This window comes from Blautia sp. HA9023 (assembly GCF_056504095.1).
Window position 1 is genome coordinate 1,158,879 of sequence record NZ_JBWLUR010000006.1, and the last position, 18,623, is coordinate 1,177,501.

The following is an 18,623-nucleotide window of genomic DNA, read 5'->3' on the forward strand; positions in this document are numbered from 1 at the left end:
TGTCAATAATGCAGATATTCTTAAAAAGATGGCAGGTACCATCATCTTTGGACAGGATTATCAGAAAGAAGATTTTGGCAGGAGGTTTTACTCATGGAGCATATAAAGATAAAGAGTCGTATTCATATATTAAAAAGAACAGGATGGGCCATTCTGCTCGTGTCGATGATCCTTGCAGGCGGTATCAGAGCACAGGACACATTTTCTTCCCGGGATCCAAAGGTTTATGCCTGGTGGGGAACCATCTATCCGGAATTCTGTTTTGAAAAAGTGGAGGATAACGGGGAAAATAAGCCGGTGAAGATTTCCTTCTGGCTTGCGAAAGCGCTGGATTGGTGATACAATATTCCAACGAGTAATTATAGTGCTCGATTAATTATTTCAGGAGAATAAGATCAATGAATATAGACAGAAACGCACCGGTTGGTGTGTTTGATTCCGGTATCGGAGGATTGACGGTGGCCCGTGAGATCATGCGGAATCTGCCGTCCGAAAAAATTGTATATTTCGGAGATACAGCCCGGGTTCCATATGGAAGTAAGTCCAGAGAGACAGTTATCCGTTATTCCCGCCAGATCATTCATTTTCTGCAGGAACAGAAAGTAAAAGCCATTGTTGTAGCCTGTAACACAGCCAGTGCTTTTGCTCTGGATGCGGTAAAGGATGAACTGGATATCCCTATTCTCGGAGTGATCGAAGCCGGTGCTAAAGTGGCTGCTGAGGAGACCAGGAACAAGAGAGTAGGGATCATTGGCACAGTAGGTACGGTAGACAGCGGTATCCATGCTTCCTATCTCAGGGAGCTGGATCCGGAGATCACCGTGATCGGGAAAGCATGTCCGCTTTTTGTACCGCTGGTGGAAGAGGGATGGTATCATGATCCTGTCACAGAAGAGGTTGCAAGAAGATATCTGAAGGAACTTCAGGATCAGGAGATCGACACACTGATTCTTGGATGTACACATTACCCGCTTCTGCGATCTACGATCCGTAAGATCATGGGGGAGGATGTCCGGCTTGTGAATCCGGCCTATGAGACTGCACTGGAACTGAAGAAGCTTCTGGCAGATCTGGATCTAGCAAGTGATGAGGCGGCACAGGAGGAATTTCCGTATCGCTTCTATGTAAGTGATCTTGCCGAGAAATTTAAGGATTTTGCCAATTCCATCCTGTCATATAATGTAGAGAAAACACAGAAGATCGATATTGAGAAATATTAGGAGAAAAAAATGCAAAAAGAAGTTTTGATCCATGTAAGAGGGCTTCAGATGATGGACGCACAGGGAGACCAGGAGCCGATCGAGATCGTCGTAGCGGGACAGTATTATTTCCGCAATGGTTCTCATTATCTCAGATATGAGGAACTTCTCGATGAAACCGCTGAACCTACGATCAATTACATAAAAATGTCAGAGAAAGGTCTGGAAGTAAGTAAAAAGGGTCTGGTAAATGTCCATATGGTATTTGAGCAGGGTAAGAAGAATATGACTTATTATTCCACACCGTATGGAACACTTCAGATGGGAATTGCCGCCACAAACCTGGAGCTTATGGAGAGTGAAGAGAATCTTCAGATGAAAGCAGATTACGCGCTGGATATGAATGAGGAACATGTGGCAGACTGTTACCTGGCGATCCAGGTACAGCCCAGAGACTGTAAGGATTTTGTCTTATAAAAAATAACCGCCGTGTATCAGGGAAAATTCCTGAAACCACGGCGGTTGCTTTATATTCGGATTATTTACGGAATCTTGAGAGGAAACCTTTTTTCTTCTTCTGTGGTGTTTCAAGAGAACCACGGATTCCTTTTACGCCAACGATGTAAAGACCGCTGACTTCGGCTTTGATCTCTTTCTTAACCGGGATCAGATCGAATACTTTCTCATCTGCGATGAGGATGCTGATCTTCGGACCAACTTTAGCTTTTACGATCGGAAGTTTGGAGCGGCGCATAAGCTTCGGTGTCTGGTCAATGACCATCTGTGGAAGTCCGGAATCTTTCAGTGGCATCCGCTTTTTATCGATGATCAGCATGGAAACTGTCTGCTTGTTGGCCTGGATCTGAGCCTGCTGTTCGTCCTGTTTTTTCTGAGCTTTCTTTCCGAAGAAGTAGAGTGCGATTACTGCTGCGATCAGAATAACGAGGATGACCAGAAGAACAATGGTAACTGTACTCATTTGAGAATCCCCCTGTATGTATATTTGTTTCGCAATCGGTTACATTACGTACAAAACATTTTAGCATTGTTTTCTTAAAAAGGCAAGATAAAAGAAAAGCGAAAAAGACAGGAGGAACGGTGGAAATTTCAGTATTTACAAGGTATAATGAATGTGCTGCGGTTTACAATACAAACCGCAGGATAGATGGATATTCAGATACAGACAGTGTATTTATACACAACAGATGGAGGAAATAAAGTATGGAAGAGAAAAAACACCGGAAACCCAGACCGGAAATGGGAACTCCGGAGTATGAGGAATGGCGTAAACGTATGCTGCAACGCCGCAGAGAGAGGCTGAAACGGGAACGCAGGAAACGGCTGATCGCCATAGGAGTGGCAGCGGTACTGATCGCAGGTGGAGTGTCGGCAGGCGCAATTGCTTTAAGCAACAGGTTTGCTTCCGGATCAGACAGGAAAGTGGTAACTTCTGATACGAAAAAAGAAAATAAAACGGAAACGGGAACAGACTCCGGCGAAGCAGTTTCTACAGAGGCTTCCGGTGATTCATCCGGTGATACAGTTTCCGGCGATACTCTGGCGCAGGCGGATCTTCTGGCTCAGCAGTATGATTATGATAAAGCCATTGATCTTCTGAAAAATGATCCTGCTTATGGCTCAGACCAGAAGATGCAGGCAGCTGTAAAAGAATACGAAGATACAAAAGCAACATGTACGGCATGGCCATTGGAACAGGTGACACATGTCTTTTATCATATTCTGATAAAAGATACATCCAAGGCTTTTGACGGAGATTATAAAGAAGCGGATTATAACCAGGTTATGACCACGATCGATGAGTTCAATAAGATCACTCAGACCATGTATGACAAGGGCTATGTCATGGTAAGCATTAAAGATATGGCAAAAGCAGATGAAAACGGCAATATCACAGCAGGAGAGATCCTTCTTCCGCCGGGGAAAACGCCGTTTGTCCTCTCACAGGATGACGTGTGTTATTATCATTACATGGATGGAGATGGATTTGCCACAAAACTGGTTGTGGATGAAGAAGGGAAGATCCGCAACGAATATGTGGAAGATGATGGAAGTGTGTCTGTAGGTGATTACGATATGGTTCCACTGATCGACCGTTTTGTGGAGCAGCATCCGGATTTTTCCTACCGTGGTGCCAAGGGAATCGTGGCACTCACCGGATATAACGGAATCCTGGGATACCGTACAGATGAGAGTTATGAAACCCGCCCGGCAGATCTGGACGAAAATAAAGTACAATGGCTCGATGCACATCCGGATTTCAGCCTGGAAAAGGAACGGGAAGGGGCGAAGAAGGTTGCCGATGCCATGAAAGCAGAAGGCTGGGAATTTGCAAGCCATACCTGGGGACATCAGAATGTAGGTCAGATCTCTCTGGAGAAACTTCAGGAAGATACCGAAAAATTCAAAAAAAATGTAGATCCGCTGATCGGGGGAACGGATATCATTATTTTTGCTTTTGGAACAGATATAACAACAGAACCAGAGTATTCCGGTGATAAATTCGAATATCTGAAGGGACAGGGATACAATTATTTCTGTAATGTGGATTCCAGCCAGTATTATGTACAGATCCGGGACCGCTATTTCCGTCAGGGAAGACGAAACCTGGACGGATACCGGATGTATTATAATCCGGAACTTCTGGAAGATCTTTTTAACGCAAAAGATGTTTTTGACCCGGCAAGACCAACGCCGGTACCACCGATGGGATGATCGGATTTTGAAAGATACGAGGGGACTTAAAAGAAAGGGGCTAGTTATTTTATGAAGAAAAAAATTGCAGGGGTCCTGACAACAGTACTTGCAGCATCACTTTTTGTCAGTGGAAACGCACCAGTTACTGTTCAGCAGGATAATATGACCGCACAGTCGCAGGACAACGAGGATACGCAGTCAGATGAGGCAGACGCAGAGGATACACAGACTGAAGTGGAGGAAGAAGAGGCTAAGGTAGCAGCAGATCCGGAAGACCAGCCGGCAGCAACCGAGACACCGGAAGAAGAGAAAGAGGCTGAAAAAGAAACACAGAAACGTGAGAAGTCAGAGGACACTTCCGGCAGTACTTCCTCCAATGAAAAGGCACTTCTCGCAAAGGCAAAGAAACTGGCTCAGCAGTATGATTATACAGGAGCGATTTCTGTTCTGAAGAACAACTGGAAATTTGCCACCAGTGATAAAATGCAGAAGGCAGCTGCTTCCTATATGAAAAAAAGAGATGCCTGTGTAGAGTATCCTCTTGAGCAGGTGACACATGTGTTTTTCCATTCCCTTATCGTAGACACCTCTCTGGCTTTTGACGGGGATTCTGATGAGGCAGGATATAATCAGATGATGACGACAGTCAGTGAGTTCAAAAAAATGATCCAGATTATGTATGATAAGGGATATGTTCTGGTAAGCCCTCACGACATGGCGGTAGTGAATGATGACGGAACCATGAGCAGAGGCAAGATCATGCTTCCGGAGGGCAAGATTCCTTTCGTACTTTCTGAAGATGATGTCAGCTATTATCATTACATGGATGGAGATGGATTTGCCACAAAACTGGTGATCGATGATAATGGAGACATTAAATGTGAATATAAAAAGGCTGACGGAACGGTTGTGACCGGCGATTACGATGTTGTGCCGATCCTGGATTCTTTTATTAAGGAACATCCTGATTTTTCCTACCATGGAAGAAAGGGGATCCTGGCAATGACCGGTTATGACGGAGTGCTGGGATACCGTACAGATGGTGCATATAAGTCAAAAAAGAACCTTCAGGACGACCAGAAAGCTTTTCTCAAGGCTAACCCGGATTTTGACTATAATAAAGAAGTAAAAGCAGCCAAAAAAGTGGCAAAAGCCATGAAAAAAGACGGCTGGGAATTTGCAAGCCATACCTGGGGCCACAGAAATGCAACTTCTTCTACTGCGGCTGAACTGAAAACAGATAACAAGAAATGGGAGAAATATGTAGCACCGATCCTTGGAAAAACCGACATGATCATTTTTGCCTTTGGCGCAGATATCGGCGACTGGGAAGGATATACCTCTGATAATGCCAAGTATGAATATTATAAGAGTCGTGGCTACCGCTATTTCTGCAATGTAGATTCCAGTCAGTATTTTGTGCAGATCACAAGTGAGTATTTCCGACAGGGAAGACGGAACCTGGATGGTTATCGTATGTATTATAATCCGGATATGCTCAGCGACCTGTTTGATGTATCTGAAGTCTGGGACGATTCCAGACCGACACCGGTTCCAGAAATGTAAGGAAATAGATTTTACAAAAGTATACAGAAAATGTTTATAATCTATTATGGTTAGAATATATGTGTATTTTCAGATGATTTTGATATGAAGGGAGTAAGATATGAAGAAAAAAACATATCTCGTTGTGCTTGCATTGTGTACAGCGCTGGCGATAACAGCCTGCGGCACATCTGCAGACAATAAAGGGGAAACAAAATCTACAGCAGAAACACAGGATACAGCCGATAAAACAGATTCAGCAGAATCAGGATCGGATTCAGATAAAAACAGCAAAGATACAGCTTCCGGAGATACAAGACTTGTTTCTGTGGATGATGTGAGCAAATATATAACGATCGGACAGTATAAAGGCCTGACACTTGATAATTCTGTAGAAGCTGTGACCGATGACATGGTTGATGGAAGGGTTCAGGAAGAACTTCAGAATAAGGCAGAGGAAGTAACAGAAGGTACGGTTCAGAACGGTGACATTGTTACGATCAATTACGTAGGAACCAAAGACGGAGTAGCTTTTGACGGAGGTACAGCCAACAATTATGAGCTGACGATCGGTTCCGGAACTTTTATTGATGGTTTTGAAGATGGAATCATCGGAATGAAAAAAGGCCAGACAAAAGATCTCGACCTTACATTTCCGGAAGAATATTCATCCGAAGAACTGGCAGGCCAGGAGGTTGTGTTTAAAGTTACATTGCAGAGCTTCAAACGTGCTCCCGAACTGACCGATGACTGGGCAGCCAAGAATACTGACTGTAAGACTGCGGAAGACTACAAAAAAGAAATCCGCAAGACACTGGAAGAAGAAGCAAAAACAAGCGCCCAGAATACTCTTCGTGAGACAGCATGGAACACAGTGCTCTCTGCTTCCGAAGTAAAAGAATACCCACAGGATGATCTGGATACGGCAAAAACAGAATTTAAGACTCTGTACGAAAATTATGCAAAACAGGGTGATATGACCCTGGAGGATTTTGTAAAGGCACAGGGCATTTCCATGGATGATTTTGAAGAGCAGAGCAGCCAGTATGCGGAATATAAGGTGAAACAGAACCTGATCGTGCAGGGAATCATGGATGCGGAAAATATGACACTTGAGGATGAAAAATCTCTTGGTATCCAGAACGAACTGATCAAATCATATAATGTAAAAGATATCGCGGCACTGGTAGATAAGTATGGCCAGGCAGCTGTGGATGAATCTATCGGACTGCTCCGTGTGGAGGACTTTATCATAGATAACGCAACCGTTGAAGAAAAAGTAACTGCCGGTGACACACAAGGTGTGGACGGAGATGATCCGTCTGTAGATGGAAGCAGTGCTGAGGGAACTGTTGACGAAGAGCTGGAAACGGCAGAAGCGACAGATATGGTTCCTGAGGAAGAACCGACAGAAGAGGCAGACAGCGCATCAGATGCATCAGCAGAATAACAAAAAATCACACGCATTATGTGATGCGTACAAAAAAGTGCGGGGCCCGGGAGAATTTCCGGGAACCGCTTTTTTGACAGTAACACATAAAAAGAAAATTAAGAGATTCTTTCGGGAATTACCATTGTATTTGAACATTAAATGCGGTATGATTAAGTTTAGACATTAAGGAAAGTTATAAATATATAGACGGGGATATAATCAAATGGACAAAAGAGTTTTGCGCGAGAGAATGCGCAGAAAGCAGCAGCAAATAAGACGGCGGCGGATGATGAAGCGGATAACCTGTGTGGTTGCGGCGATTCTTCTGCTGGTTTTTGTTGTTCGAGGAGTAATTTTACCAATCGTCAACCGTGTAGGCGGAGGAAGCAGTAAGGGTACGGAGACTGTGAATGTACAGGCGAATACAGCAGGAACTTCCTCAGATGGAAGTACGGAGGATGCATCTGCATCGGCTGATTCGGCTACATCGGATTCATCCGGTGACAGCAGTACAGATGCTGTGGTGATGCCGATAAAGGGCAGTACAGCAGGAGACAGACTTTCTGTTATGACACCGGGATGGCATGAAGACTCCACAGGAAAGTGGTATCAGAATCCGGATGGTACATATTATATCAATGGTTTTGCCGAAATCGACGGAACTACATACAGTTTTGATGAGAATGGTTATATGCAGACAGGATGGGTTGAGAAAGGTGTGAAGGATTATTACTTTAATGAAGATGGTTCTTATGATCCTTCCAAGAAACGTCCGATGATCGCACTGACCTTTGATGATGGACCGGGAGAGTATACAGAGACTCTTCTTGATACAGTTGAGAAATATAATATTCATGTTACCTTCTTTATGCTGGGACAGAATGTTGAGGGACGGGAATCTACTGTACAGAGAATGTTACAGCTTGGATGTGAGATTGGTAACCATACTTGGGATCATCCGGAGCAGACTCTTCCGAATATGGATCTGGATTCTGTTGTACAGGAATTCCAGAAAACAGATGACGAGCTGGTGAAAGCCTGCGGACAGGCTGCAACCGTGTGCCGTGCACCGTATGGAGCAATCACAGAAGAACAGATGGCAGCAGTAGGCAAACCGTTTTTCATGTGGTCCACAGACTCCCTGGACTGGAAACTGATGGATGCGGATGCGGATTACAATGAGATCATGAACAGCGATCTGAGTGATGGTTCTATCATTCTGATGCATGATATCCATGAGCCATCTGTAAAATGTGCTACTGAGAAGTTGATTCCGGAACTGGTCAATGAGGGATATAAGCTGGTGACAGTCAGTGAACTTGCAGCAGCTAAAGATGTTACTTTACAGAGTGCTTCCTATTCTGACTTCTGGGACAGCTCTCTTCAGGCTGGACGTGTTGCCGGTTATGCGGGAAACTCCAGTGATTCAACAGACAGCAGTGATTCTTCTGACGGAAGTACAACTTCTGATGACAGCGCTTCTGCAGACAGTACCTCCGCAGATAGTACAGACGTCAGTGATGGTTCCACAGACAGTACAGTCAGTGACGGATCGGACGGTTCTTCTGATGGAAGTGGTGATGGATCAGATGGTTCCACAGACGGAAGCAGTGACGGATCGGATGGTTCTTCCGACGGAAACTATGATGATGGAAGCTACGATGACGGAAGCTATGATGATGGCTCCTATGACGATGGTTCCTATGATGACGGAAGTGAAGAATACTAAAGAATAATACCAGGAGACCTGAGTGACAAAATGTGTGTCATTCAGGTCTCTTTTTTGACTTTATACGACACTGTCGGATAATAGACACATATTATATGGGAGGGTTTTTCCTTGACTGAAAATATGGGGATTGGTATAATTATAGAATAAAAAACTCCACTTAAAATTGGGGAATGGACGGTGGCAGAACTATAAAGGGAGGTACCTGAAAATGGGAAAGAAATTACAATTTACGGAGCTTGACCAGTATCTGTTCGGTCAGGGCACGAATTATGATATTTACAGGAAACTGGGAGCACATCCGGATACACAGAACCGGAAAAAAGGAGTTTATTTTGCAGTGTGGGCACCTAATGCACAGGCGGTTTCTGTTGTAGGTGAGTTCAACGAATGGGACACAAAGAAGAATCCCATGAAAAAAGTTGGACCCATTGGTGTTTATGAGATATTTGTACCGGGAGCGAAGATTGGACAACTGTATAAATTTTACATTACAGGTGCACATGGCGAGGAACTTTACAAGGCAGATCCCTATGCCAACGCTGCTGAGATGCGTCCTGGAACAGCCTCCCGTGTTACCGACATCACCAATTATAAATGGAAAGATGATACCTGGATGAAGAACCGTGAGGCCTTTGATCCGGATACAAGTGCCATGTCTATTTATGAGGTGCATCCGGGTTCATGGATGAAACATCCGCAGACTGCGGAAGACGAGGATGGTTTCTATTCCTACAGAGAACTGGCGCCGAAGCTTGCCCAGTATGTCAAAAAAATGGGTTACACACATGTTGAGCTTATGGGCATCGCAGAGCATCCTTTTGACGGTTCCTGGGGTTATCAGGTTACCGGCTATTATGCACCGACCTCCCGTTACGGAACACCACAGGATTTCAAATATATGGTTGATTATCTCCATCGCCAGAAGATTGGTATTATCCTTGACTGGGTACCGGCGCACTTCCCGAAGGATGCACACGGACTTGCCAACTTTGACGGAACTGCAGTATACGAGCATGCAGATCCGAGACAGGGCGAGCATCCGGACTGGGGAACCAAGATCTACAATTACGGACGTCCGGAAGTAAAGAATTTCCTGATCGCCAATGCCCTTTACTGGGTAGAAGAATGCCACGTTGACGGTCTCCGTGTAGACGCGGTTGCATCCATGCTCTATCTGGATTACGGTAAAAAAGACGGTGAGTGGGTTGCCAATAAATACGGTGGAAACAAGAACCTGGAAGCCATTGAATTCTTCAAGCATCTGAATACGGTTGTTCTCGGAAGAAATCATGGAACTGTCATGATTGCGGAGGAATCTACCGCATGGCCGATGGTAACCGGCAAGGCAGAAGATGACGGCCTGGGATTCTCCCTGAAATGGAATATGGGATGGATGAACGATTTCCTGGAATATATGAAGCTGGATCCGTATTTCCGTAAATTTAATCATAATAAGATGACATTTTCCATGACTTATGCATACAGTGAGAAGTATGTTCTGGTTCTTTCCCACGATGAGGTAGTACATCTGAAGTGCTCCATGCTGGAAAAAATGCCAGGCGAACTGGATGATAAATTCAAGAACCTGAAGGCTGGCTATACCTTCATGTTCGGACATCCTGGTAAGAAACTTCTGTTTATGGGACAGGATTTTGGACAGCTCCGGGAGTGGAGTGAGGCCAGAGAGCTTGACTGGTATCTTCTTGGAGAGGAGAATCATCAGAAACTGCAGCAGTATGTCAGTGATCTTCTTCATATTTACAGGAAATATCCGGCACTTTATGGTGCGGACAATGATCCGTCTGCATTTGAGTGGATCAATGCCAACGATGGCGACAGAAGCATCTTTAGTTTTGTGAGAAAATCCCCCACAAGACGTAACAACATTCTGGTTGTATGCAACTTCACGCCGGTAGCACGTCCGGATTACCGTGTAGGTGTACCGAAGAAGAAACAGTACAAACTGATTATGAATGAGCAGGGACTTCTTCCGAAAGGCAAGGCATTCAAGGCAGAGAAGAAGAACTGCGACAACCGGGAATTTTCTTTTGCATATCCGCTGGAAGCTTATGGAGTCGGCGTATTTACATACTGATATTCCGGGTTGACAAATGTCTTTTTGGACAGTATAGTAAGCCATATAAAGGAGAGTAGCTGGCACGTCAGTGTTCATGATGTCGTCAATCTCGATGGGTGAATGCCTGTCCGTATCGTGATGAAACAGCGAGACTTTTATTGCATGTTTTTTGTGCAATAAAAGTCTCTTTTTTTACGATTCTGCCCATACTGTTAACAGGGATTTTGCTGAGGATCTGTAAAGGAGGAATGGTATCTGTGAAAGCTTATTACAATGAAACGGTAGAAACTGTACGCAGAGATCTGAATGGGGAACAGGATTTTCTGACGAATGAGGAAGTAAAAAGAAGGCAGGAAAAATTCGGATTCAATGAACTTGCGGAAGGTAAGAAAAAAAGTGGTCTGCAGATTTTTCTGGAACAGTATAAAGATTTTCTGGTGCTGATCCTGATTGTTTCGGCGGTGGTTTCCCTGTTCCTGGGGGAAACAGAGAGTGCGGCGGTAATTCTGGTTGTGATTACTATGAATGCTATTCTGGGAACTGTGCAGACCATTAAGGCAGAGAATTCCCTGGAAAGCCTGAAACAGCTGGCTGCACCGGAGGCGAAGGTGGTTCGAAACGGTGCAGTGGTGAGAATTCCGGGAAGGGAAATTACAGTAGGAGATGTGGTCCATCTGGAGGCTGGAGACTATATTCCGGCGGACGGACGTGTGCTGGAAAGTGCCAGCCTTAAGGTTGATGAAAGTGCACTTACCGGAGAAAGCATTGGTGTAGATAAGATCAGCGCTCCGCTTACCGGGGAACTTCCGTTGGGAGATCGCAGGAACATGGTATTTTCCGGAAGCTATGTGACTTATGGAAGAGGTGTTTTTCTTGTAACCGGGATTGGAATGAACACAGAAGTAGGAAAAATCGCCGGTCTTTTAAAGAATACTTCGGAGAAGAAAACACCGCTTCAGATTAATCTGGATCGCTTTGGGAAAAAGCTTTCTATGATCATTCTTCTGTTATGTGCTGTACTTTTTGCCCTGCAGGTGCTGAAAGGCGGAGCTGTTGCAGATGCATTTCTCTTTGCAGTGGCACTGGCTGTGGCGGCGATTCCGGAAGCACTCAGTTCCATTGTGACAATTGTGCTGGCGTTTGGAACCAGAAAGATGGCGAAAGAAGGAGCAATCATACGGAAACTGCAGTCTGTGGAAGGGCTGGGAAGTGTATCGGTAATTTGTTCTGACAAAACGGGAACACTGACACAGAACCGGATGACCATTGAACATTATTATGTGGATGGACGGGATATTCCGGCAGATCAGATTGATCCGGCGAACCCATTGCAGGAACAGATGCTGAAGTTCAGCATTCTCTGCAATGATTCTACCAATGTGGAAGGCCAGGAGATCGGAGATCCTACAGAAACAGCAATGGTAAACCTGGGAGATAAAAAAGGAATTTCGGCACAGGAAGTCAGGGATGCCTGTCCGAGAAGCAGCGAGGTTCCTTTTGACAGTGATCGGAAACTGATGTCTACCTTCCATAAGATGAAGGATGGATATACCATGATCACCAAAGGCGCGGTAGATGTGATGCTGAAACGTGTGGATTATATCCAGAAAGGTGGAAAAATCTTTCCTGTTACAGAGGTGGATGTGGAAAACATCTGCAGAGTTAATGAACAGTATTCAGAGTCAGGTTTACGTGTTCTTGGAATCGGATACCGCCATTTTCCGGTGGAAAAAAATATCTCCACAGAGGATGAACAGGGGCTGGTTTTTCTGGGGTTACTGGCAATGATGGACCCGCCCCGTACGGAAAGTGCAGCGGCGGTTTCGGACTGTAAGCGTGCAGGTATCTGCCCGGTGATGATTACAGGAGATCATAAGGTGACAGCAGCCGCTATTGCAAAGAGAATCGGAATTCTGGATGATATTTCCCAGGCCTGTGAGGGTGTTCAGATTGATGGTATGAGTGATGAGGAGCTTAACGAGTTTGTGGAAAATATCCGGGTGTATGCACGTGTGACGCCAGAGCATAAGATACGTATTGTGCGTGCGTGGCAGGAGAGGGGAAACATTGTGGCCATGACCGGAGATGGAGTCAATGATGCACCTGCACTGAAACAGGCAGATGTGGGAGTTGCTATGGGGATCACAGGAACAGAGGTAGCAAAAGATGCGGCTTCAATGATTCTGACCGATGATAATTTTGCCACGATCATCAAGGCTGTGGAGAGTGGACGAAATATTTATGAAAATATCAAAAAGGCTATACAGTTCCTTCTTTCCGGAAATTTTGCGGCGATCCTGGTAGTGATTGCAGCTTCTCTGATGAATCTTCCAGTGCCTTTTGCACCAGTTCATCTTCTGTTTATCAACCTGCTTACGGACAGTCTGCCGGCCATTGCTCTGGGGCTGGAACCTTACCATCATGATGTGATGGGAAAAAAGCCCAGACCTGTAAAAGAATCTATTCTTACAAAAGAGTTCCTGATCCGTGTTGGTGTGGAAGGTGGTGTGATCGGTGCTGTGGTACTGACGGCATTTCTGATTGGCTACCGGGACGGCAATGAGGTACTGGCAGGTACCATGGCGTTTGCAGTGCTGTGTCTGTCCAGATTACTTCACGGATATAACTGTAAGGCTGGAAAACCGGTAATCTTTACAGGGGAATTTTTTGATAATCGCTTTATGCAGGGAGCATTTCTGTCTGGATTTGTGCTTCTTACAGCTGTGCTTGCAGTTCCGGTGCTTCATGGATTTTTTGCGGTGCAGACGCTTAAGATTGGAGAACTTTTGGCGGTTTACGGACTGTCAGGGGTAAGTATGCTGGTGATTCAGGGACTGAAACGGATGGTAAAGTTCTGATGATGTAAAAAAATACCGGGGATCCGGATCCTTTGAAGTGTGTACTTCAGGGATGCCGGATCTCCGGTATTTTTTATGCACGTTGCTGGATTGGCTGGTTTGCTGAGTCGAGCGAATCTTCGCAATCCGCATTCGTTAAAGCTTTATTCTTCACTTTCGTCGTAACTGTCATCGTAAGAGCCGTCGTCGTAGGAACTGTCGTCATAGGAACCGGAATCATCATCAGAACCATCATCTGAGGAGTCGTCTGTGCTGCCGGAACCGTTATCAGCAGAATTGAAGTTTTCGGAATTGATGTCGATTCCTTTGTCTGCATAATATTGCTCTGCTGTGATGGAATCCGTATCTTCTACGATATTTCCGGAAGCATCGATCATGTTCAGGTCTGTATTAATGGTTACGTCCAGAAGATTGGTTCCTGTGGATGGGGTAACATTCATGGACATGATCTCATTGAATTTCTTTTTCAGGTTGTCGAGAGTGAATACACCGGAACCAATGTATTTCTGGACACCGTTCTGAGATGCCAGTTCTTCCGTATAGTCGGAAAGCATATATGGCCCAAATTCTCCGGCATCACTGTTATAGTGCATGACCAGAGGTTCTACGGTTGGAGTCAGGATTTCAATTGAAGTTTTTCCATCTTTTACTGTTTTCTGGATGGTGAATTTTGCCATTCCGCCAAGGAGCTCTTCCAGTTTCTGCTGGGTGGATACAAAATTTCCCAGAGAGTAGAAGACTACGGTTTCATTGCCTTTATCATCGGTGAGACGGCCGTATGGCTGAAGTACGTGAGGATGTCCTCCGATAATGACATTTACACCCTGTTCCATGAGGTAGGCTGCCCATTGCTTTTCGTATTCATTTGGCATGGTTTCGTCTTCAGTGCCCCAGTGAGCCACGAAGATGATGCAGTCGGCCTGCTGTTTGGCTTTCTGGATCATGGTTGTGATCTTGTCCTTACGGATCATGTCGATCATGTAGTCTTTTCCTTCAATGCCTCCTACGTTTGTTCCGTAGGTATAATCCAGAAATGCAATTTTTATACCGTTTACTTCGCGGATCTTGACGGTGTCTGCATCTTCCTGTGAGTCGTGGATTCCAAGAAGTGTGACATCCGGATAGGTGGTTTTCCAGAAATTCAATGTGTCGGTGAGAAAACCTTCGCCGAAATCATCAATGTGATTGTTGGCGGATTCCACTACGTTGAATCCGGCTTTTATGATGGCGTCTCCTACTTCGGTCGGGGTTGCGAAGGAGGGGTAGGAGCTTACGCTGTCATGGTCGGTTGTGAAGACGGTTTCCTGGTCGATCATTTTGATGTCTGCGTCTTTGATGGCGTCCTGGATGTGGGTGTAGATTTTGTCGTAGTTCCAGTTACCGTCAGAGGATGCGCCTGCGTCTATGAGGCTCTGGTGGTAGAGGTTGTCGCCTACTGCGATGACAGAGGCTGTGGTGGTTTCACCGGTGGTAGTGGTGGTTTCCTGTTTTTCTTTTGAAATGGTGGCTTTTTTGCGGGCATCTATGGCTGGTTTACGGATGAGGCGGTAGTCCAGCTGGTTGAAGAAGAGGACCAGAATAGCCAGGACAACGATGGAGGCTATGAGGCTCAGGCGGGCGTTGCTGCGCTCGCGGAAGTTTAATGGGATGTTGTCCTTGGGGTTGCGCCTGATGGGGCGTTTGGGTTCGCGGAGAGGATCCGGGGTGGATTCTCTTTTGAGGACTCGTTTGAGGGAGTCGGGGATTTTGATGTTGGGTGAGAATTTCATTTATGGTTTACCTTGTCTTTCTTTGGATTTTGAATGTAATTGGTTTGCGTGGTTGTATTATAGCAGATTTTTTTTTTCGTGGGAAGAGGGTGGTGGGGGTGAACGTACGCCCGTGCCAGCTGGTTTTTCAAGCCGGGAAGTGCTGGTGGCTGTCCGGGCAGTGAGGTTCAGGGCGTGAGGATAGAGTGGCGGGGTGGGAGTTCGGTTTAGAGTGTGAGGCTGAGTGGTTTCCCGGGAGTTGGATGAGCCGTCAGCGCTGCGCTGGACGGCGTGGAGGAAAGGCTGAGTTTCCTTGTGGTTTGAGGGGAGTAAGTGATTGACTGTAAAAAGTTGTGGAGAATAGGAATAAATCGGCACAGCGTTTTATATCCGATACCGCAGCATCCATCGCCCCACCAGTACATACACACATCCCCACAACGTACAACAAAACTGCGTGGCCGGAGGGGAGGAGCGCGAGGAGGGGAAATGGCCTTCGCAACTATGAATGCTTCCCCTCCTCGCATTTCTTTGAAAAGCGAAAAAATTTCCATCTATCTGACTGAAGATTACGATATCTTGCTATCAGCTTGTTGAATTATGGTGGAATTTTCGCGGCTTTGTATGATATATTTAAGATGTATCAGGAGGAGTGCAAGCTCCTCATGATAAACTGCGGAGCAGTTATTTGGTTATGAGAAAGTAGCGAAGCGGATTGCGAATATCCGCTTGACTACAATATCAGACTTTGACAAGAGAGAGGATGCAGTTATGGGTGTTTACAGACGTAAGGCGCAGTATCATGAGACGGATCAGATGGGGATCATCCATCATTCCAATTATGTGAAATGGATGGAGGAGGCCCGTATTGATTTTATGAAGGAGATGGGGTTCGGTTATGGTGAGGTGGAGAAGCGGGGGATCGTTTCTCCGGTTGCCGGGGTTTCGGTTTCTTATAAGAAGCCGGTGCTTTTTGATGATGTGGTGGAGATTTCGGTTTCTGTGAGGAAGTACAGTGGTGCGGTTCTGGAACTGGATTATGAGTTTTTTAATGTGACCAGGGATGAGGTTTGTACGGTGGCTTCTTCGAAGCATTGTTTTACCAGGGATGGGAAGCTGATTTCTCTGAAGAGGGAGATTCCGGAACTGGATGTATTGTTCAGAAATTGCGTGAAGGGAGAGTGAGCAGGATGGAAGTTGTGGAGATGCTTGATAATCTGAAGGAAAAGGCCCGCAGGGACCCGGCGCTTCGGGAGGTTTTGCTTGCTACCCGTAAGGAGAAAGAGCCGCTGGCTGCTTTCTGTAAGAAGTGCCGGGAACTTGGGGTTCCGGTTTATGAGATGGATCTGATCGCGGCAGGGGAAGAGTTTTATGCAGCTATGAAGCGGAGCACCAATGGTGGTGGAGAGAATTCTCCGATGCTTGAGGGTGAAGATGATTTTTATGAGCTGTTTTTTGCGGGGCTGGAGTAAAGAGTTATAATTTTGGCCCAGGGATTCGGTTAAAATTCCGCATCAATATACTTCTCCAGCACCGGGAATTGCACACCGCCGATTTTCAGCACCTGGCTGTGAAATTTTTTCAGGTCAAAATCCTGGCCCAGACGGTTCTGCTCGGAGGTGCGCAGGTCCAGAAGGCTTAAGTAGCCCCAGTAGTATTTCAGATAATTCCCGGGGGTTTCCAGGATGTACTGATAGATTTCGGAGACAACGGTGCTTTCTTCGATGCCAAAGGCTTTCAGGAAGCTGGCTGCTTCGGCCTGGGTCCAGCCGTTGTAGTGGATCTCAATATCCAGAAGTGAGTACATACATAAGTTGATGCTGCGGTTCAGCCAGGAGATCCTGGCAAGTTCTGTGGCAGAAGGATCCTTTATATAACCGGCTGCGTACTGGTAGGCAAAGGGCTCAATATAAGTGGCCCATCCTTCCGCAAAACCGGAGGTGCAGAGCAGATTCCGGATGCCGGAGGGATTCTGGCGCTCAAAAGTGACAGTCTGGTAAAGATGTCCCGGGAATCCTTCATGTGCCAGTGTGGTAAAAAGTTCCAGACCCTGATAACTGGCAGCCGGATTTATATAGATCACATTAGGCGTTCCGATATCCATGGGCGGGGTGAGATAAAAGGCGGGACTTAAATAATCTTTCATGGAATCGTGGACTGTGCGGAGTTCAAAAGTGACATCTGCAAGGGCTGGAAAATCTGCCTGGATCTTCTGCTGAAGGGCGTTCAGCATCTGGGCGGGTTTCATTTCTTTGAAAGTGATTCCCTGGTTGAGTGTAGCCAGAAGTTCCGGGTTTTTGCGGAGCATGGTTCCTGCAATACCGATCTCACTGGAAAGCTGTCTGGAGAGGCGTTTTTCCATTTGTTTCACAGGAACGTAAGATCCGGTCTGGCTCTGGAGAAGATAGAGATAGTAGGCTTTTCCTCCCTTAAAATAAGTCAGGCCACGATTGTTTTTCCCTGTGCCACGCAAAGCTTCCAGTCCGGTCATAAGTTCCTGATAGGCGGGAATGACTTCTGTTTTCATGAGACTTTTGTGGGTCAGGATCAGAGCGTTCTGTTCTGAAACGGAAAGTTTTCCATAATCCGAGAGCTTTTTCTGAAAAATATCCAGCATATAATTGTTGTCCGGATTCTGGATAAAAGCGCTGCATTGTGCCAGAACCCGGTCCAGAGTAGTGTCGCTCATAAAGAAACCAGCTTCGGATTTCTTTTTCTCAAATTTCAGGATACTTTGAAAGTAAGGCCGGATGGTGGTGAGAAGGTTGAGATAATCGGTGATATCTTGATCTTCATAAAAAGCGTATTCCGCCAGAAGTACGGGAAGCTGGGCCTGAATGCCGAGACTTGGGCCAAGTGGTTCCTGGAGAAGATAATTGTCGCCCAGAGATTTTTCCGTATGATAATAGAGGAGCATGGAATCCAGGGTCAGCTGATTTTTCGTGGAAAGACAGCTGTAGCGGAAAGATTTCAGCTTTTTTTCGTACTGGCTGCAGATCTGATATGTATTTTTCATGTCTGTCGGGATGGTTCCAAGAGTTGCTTTTTTCCGCGGGATGCCCTGTTTTTCCGGATGTGCAAGGGTATAGTGGAGGGTGAGGGTGCTGCCGGAGACTTCATTTTGAAAAACTTTCCTGGAAAAAGCTTCGAATTTTCCGTTTTCCGTGATCCCATGAGCGGAAAAATAGCCGGCAGTAAGGCCGGTGAGTAATGTCAGAATAAGAAGCAGGATGATGAAAAGAGGGGATTTATTTTTCCTTATTTTAAGAGGCATAAGACATCTTTCATTACTGTTTACAGGCAATATTCCGCAGAGT

The 18,623-nt window shown here is 45.7% G+C and carries 14 protein-coding genes; 11 read left to right on the plus strand and 3 right to left on the minus strand.

Features of this window, described 5'->3' with window-relative positions:
* Nucleotides 1–93: 93 nt before the first annotated feature.
* Genes AC04Q6_RS09400 through AC04Q6_RS09410 form a run of 3 tightly spaced genes read left to right on the plus strand, consistent with a single transcriptional unit; the run spans nt 94 to nt 1,676 of the window.
* A complete protein-coding gene (locus AC04Q6_RS09400; protein WP_021976979.1) occupies nt 94–339 on the plus strand; it encodes a hypothetical protein in 246 nt (81 codons plus the stop codon).
* Between the two features lie 59 nt (nt 340–398).
* Nucleotides 399–1,220, plus strand: coding sequence for a glutamate racemase (gene murI / locus AC04Q6_RS09405; RefSeq protein WP_021976980.1), 822 nt, complete (start codon nt 399–401; stop codon nt 1,218–1,220).
* A gap of 9 nt (nt 1,221–1,229) precedes the next feature.
* A complete protein-coding gene (locus AC04Q6_RS09410) occupies nt 1,230–1,676 on the plus strand; it encodes a YwiB family protein (RefSeq protein ID WP_021976981.1) in 447 nt (148 codons plus the stop codon).
* A gap of 61 nt (nt 1,677–1,737) precedes the next feature.
* Here AC04Q6_RS09410 and AC04Q6_RS09415 read toward each other — a convergent pair whose 3' ends face one another.
* On the minus strand, nt 1,738–2,178 hold the full coding sequence (locus AC04Q6_RS09415; RefSeq protein WP_021976982.1) for a type IV pilin: 441 nt from the start codon (nt 2,176–2,178) through the stop codon (nt 1,738–1,740).
* A gap of 242 nt (nt 2,179–2,420) precedes the next feature.
* Between AC04Q6_RS09415 and AC04Q6_RS09420 the strand changes: the two genes are divergently transcribed.
* The 6 genes from AC04Q6_RS09420 to AC04Q6_RS09445 all read left to right on the plus strand — a co-directional run bounded on the left by AC04Q6_RS09420 (nt 2,421) and on the right by AC04Q6_RS09445 (nt 13,558).
* The gene (locus AC04Q6_RS09420) at nt 2,421–3,932 is read left to right on the plus strand and encodes a polysaccharide deacetylase family protein (protein ID WP_021976983.1); all 1,512 of its coding nucleotides are present in this window, start codon (nt 2,421–2,423) and stop codon (nt 3,930–3,932) included.
* A gap of 51 nt (nt 3,933–3,983) precedes the next feature.
* Nucleotides 3,984–5,480 (plus strand): polysaccharide deacetylase family protein, encoded by a 1,497-nt coding sequence (locus tag AC04Q6_RS09425; protein ID WP_118062538.1) that lies wholly within the window; start codon nt 3,984–3,986, stop codon nt 5,478–5,480.
* Nucleotides 5,481–5,580: 100 nt separating this feature from the next.
* Complete coding sequence (tig, locus tag AC04Q6_RS09430; protein WP_021976985.1) at nt 5,581–6,909, plus strand: trigger factor; 1,329 nt, start codon at nt 5,581–5,583, stop codon at nt 6,907–6,909.
* A gap of 268 nt (nt 6,910–7,177) precedes the next feature.
* Nucleotides 7,178–8,620: a polysaccharide deacetylase family protein gene (locus tag AC04Q6_RS09435; protein ID WP_242996987.1), complete on the plus strand. Its 1,443-nt coding sequence runs from the start codon at nt 7,178–7,180 to the stop codon at nt 8,618–8,620.
* A gap of 211 nt (nt 8,621–8,831) precedes the next feature.
* On the plus strand, nt 8,832–10,718 hold the full coding sequence (glgB, locus tag AC04Q6_RS09440) for a 1,4-alpha-glucan branching protein GlgB (RefSeq protein ID WP_118170045.1): 1,887 nt from the start codon (nt 8,832–8,834) through the stop codon (nt 10,716–10,718).
* 230 nt (nt 10,719–10,948) lie between these two features.
* Complete coding sequence (locus tag AC04Q6_RS09445) at nt 10,949–13,558, plus strand: cation-translocating P-type ATPase (protein ID WP_119247953.1); 2,610 nt, start codon at nt 10,949–10,951, stop codon at nt 13,556–13,558.
* A 143-nt stretch (nt 13,559–13,701) separates the two neighbouring features.
* On the opposite strand, the gene AC04Q6_RS09450 is transcribed toward AC04Q6_RS09445, so the two are convergent.
* Complete coding sequence (locus AC04Q6_RS09450; protein ID WP_021976990.1) at nt 13,702–15,327, minus strand: CapA family protein; 1,626 nt, start codon at nt 15,325–15,327, stop codon at nt 13,702–13,704.
* Nucleotides 15,328–16,077: 750 nt separating this feature from the next.
* Here AC04Q6_RS09450 and AC04Q6_RS09455 point away from each other — a divergent pair.
* Nucleotides 16,078–16,491: an acyl-CoA thioesterase gene (locus AC04Q6_RS09455; RefSeq protein ID WP_180214425.1), complete on the plus strand. Its 414-nt coding sequence runs from the start codon at nt 16,078–16,080 to the stop codon at nt 16,489–16,491.
* 5 nt (nt 16,492–16,496) lie between these two features.
* Nucleotides 16,497–16,778, plus strand: a complete 282-nt coding sequence (locus AC04Q6_RS09460; RefSeq protein WP_021976992.1) for a hypothetical protein — start codon at nt 16,497–16,499, stop codon at nt 16,776–16,778.
* Nucleotides 16,779–16,807: 29 nt separating this feature from the next.
* Here the strand turns inward: AC04Q6_RS09460 and AC04Q6_RS09465 are convergent, their stop codons facing one another.
* On the minus strand, nt 16,808–18,580 hold the full coding sequence (locus AC04Q6_RS09465; protein ID WP_242996990.1) for a DUF885 domain-containing protein: 1,773 nt from the start codon (nt 18,578–18,580) through the stop codon (nt 16,808–16,810).
* Nucleotides 18,581–18,623: the final 43 nt, after the last annotated feature.

Coding starts and splice junctions, on each gene's coding strand:
- AC04Q6_RS09400 (WP_021976979.1), top strand. CDS start 94: ATGGAGCATATAAAGATAAAGAGTCGTATTCATATATTAAAAAGAACA.
- murI (WP_021976980.1), top strand. CDS start 399: ATGAATATAGACAGAAACGCACCGGTTGGTGTGTTTGATTCCGGTATC.
- AC04Q6_RS09410 (WP_021976981.1), top strand. CDS start 1,230: ATGCAAAAAGAAGTTTTGATCCATGTAAGAGGGCTTCAGATGATGGAC.
- AC04Q6_RS09415 (WP_021976982.1), bottom strand. CDS start 2,178: ATGAGTACAGTTACCATTGTTCTTCTGGTCATCCTCGTTATTCTGATC.
- AC04Q6_RS09420 (WP_021976983.1), top strand. CDS start 2,421: ATGGAAGAGAAAAAACACCGGAAACCCAGACCGGAAATGGGAACTCCG.
- AC04Q6_RS09425 (WP_118062538.1), top strand. CDS start 3,984: ATGAAGAAAAAAATTGCAGGGGTCCTGACAACAGTACTTGCAGCATCA.
- tig (WP_021976985.1), top strand. CDS start 5,581: ATGAAGAAAAAAACATATCTCGTTGTGCTTGCATTGTGTACAGCGCTG.
- AC04Q6_RS09435 (WP_242996987.1), top strand. CDS start 7,178: ATGATGAAGCGGATAACCTGTGTGGTTGCGGCGATTCTTCTGCTGGTT.
- glgB (WP_118170045.1), top strand. CDS start 8,832: ATGGGAAAGAAATTACAATTTACGGAGCTTGACCAGTATCTGTTCGGT.
- AC04Q6_RS09445 (WP_119247953.1), top strand. CDS start 10,949: ATGGTATCTGTGAAAGCTTATTACAATGAAACGGTAGAAACTGTACGC.
- AC04Q6_RS09450 (WP_021976990.1), bottom strand. CDS start 15,327: ATGAAATTCTCACCCAACATCAAAATCCCCGACTCCCTCAAACGAGTC.
- AC04Q6_RS09455 (WP_180214425.1), top strand. CDS start 16,078: ATGGGTGTTTACAGACGTAAGGCGCAGTATCATGAGACGGATCAGATG.
- AC04Q6_RS09460 (WP_021976992.1), top strand. CDS start 16,497: ATGGAAGTTGTGGAGATGCTTGATAATCTGAAGGAAAAGGCCCGCAGG.
- AC04Q6_RS09465 (WP_242996990.1), bottom strand. CDS start 18,580: ATGCCTCTTAAAATAAGGAAAAATAAATCCCCTCTTTTCATCATCCTG.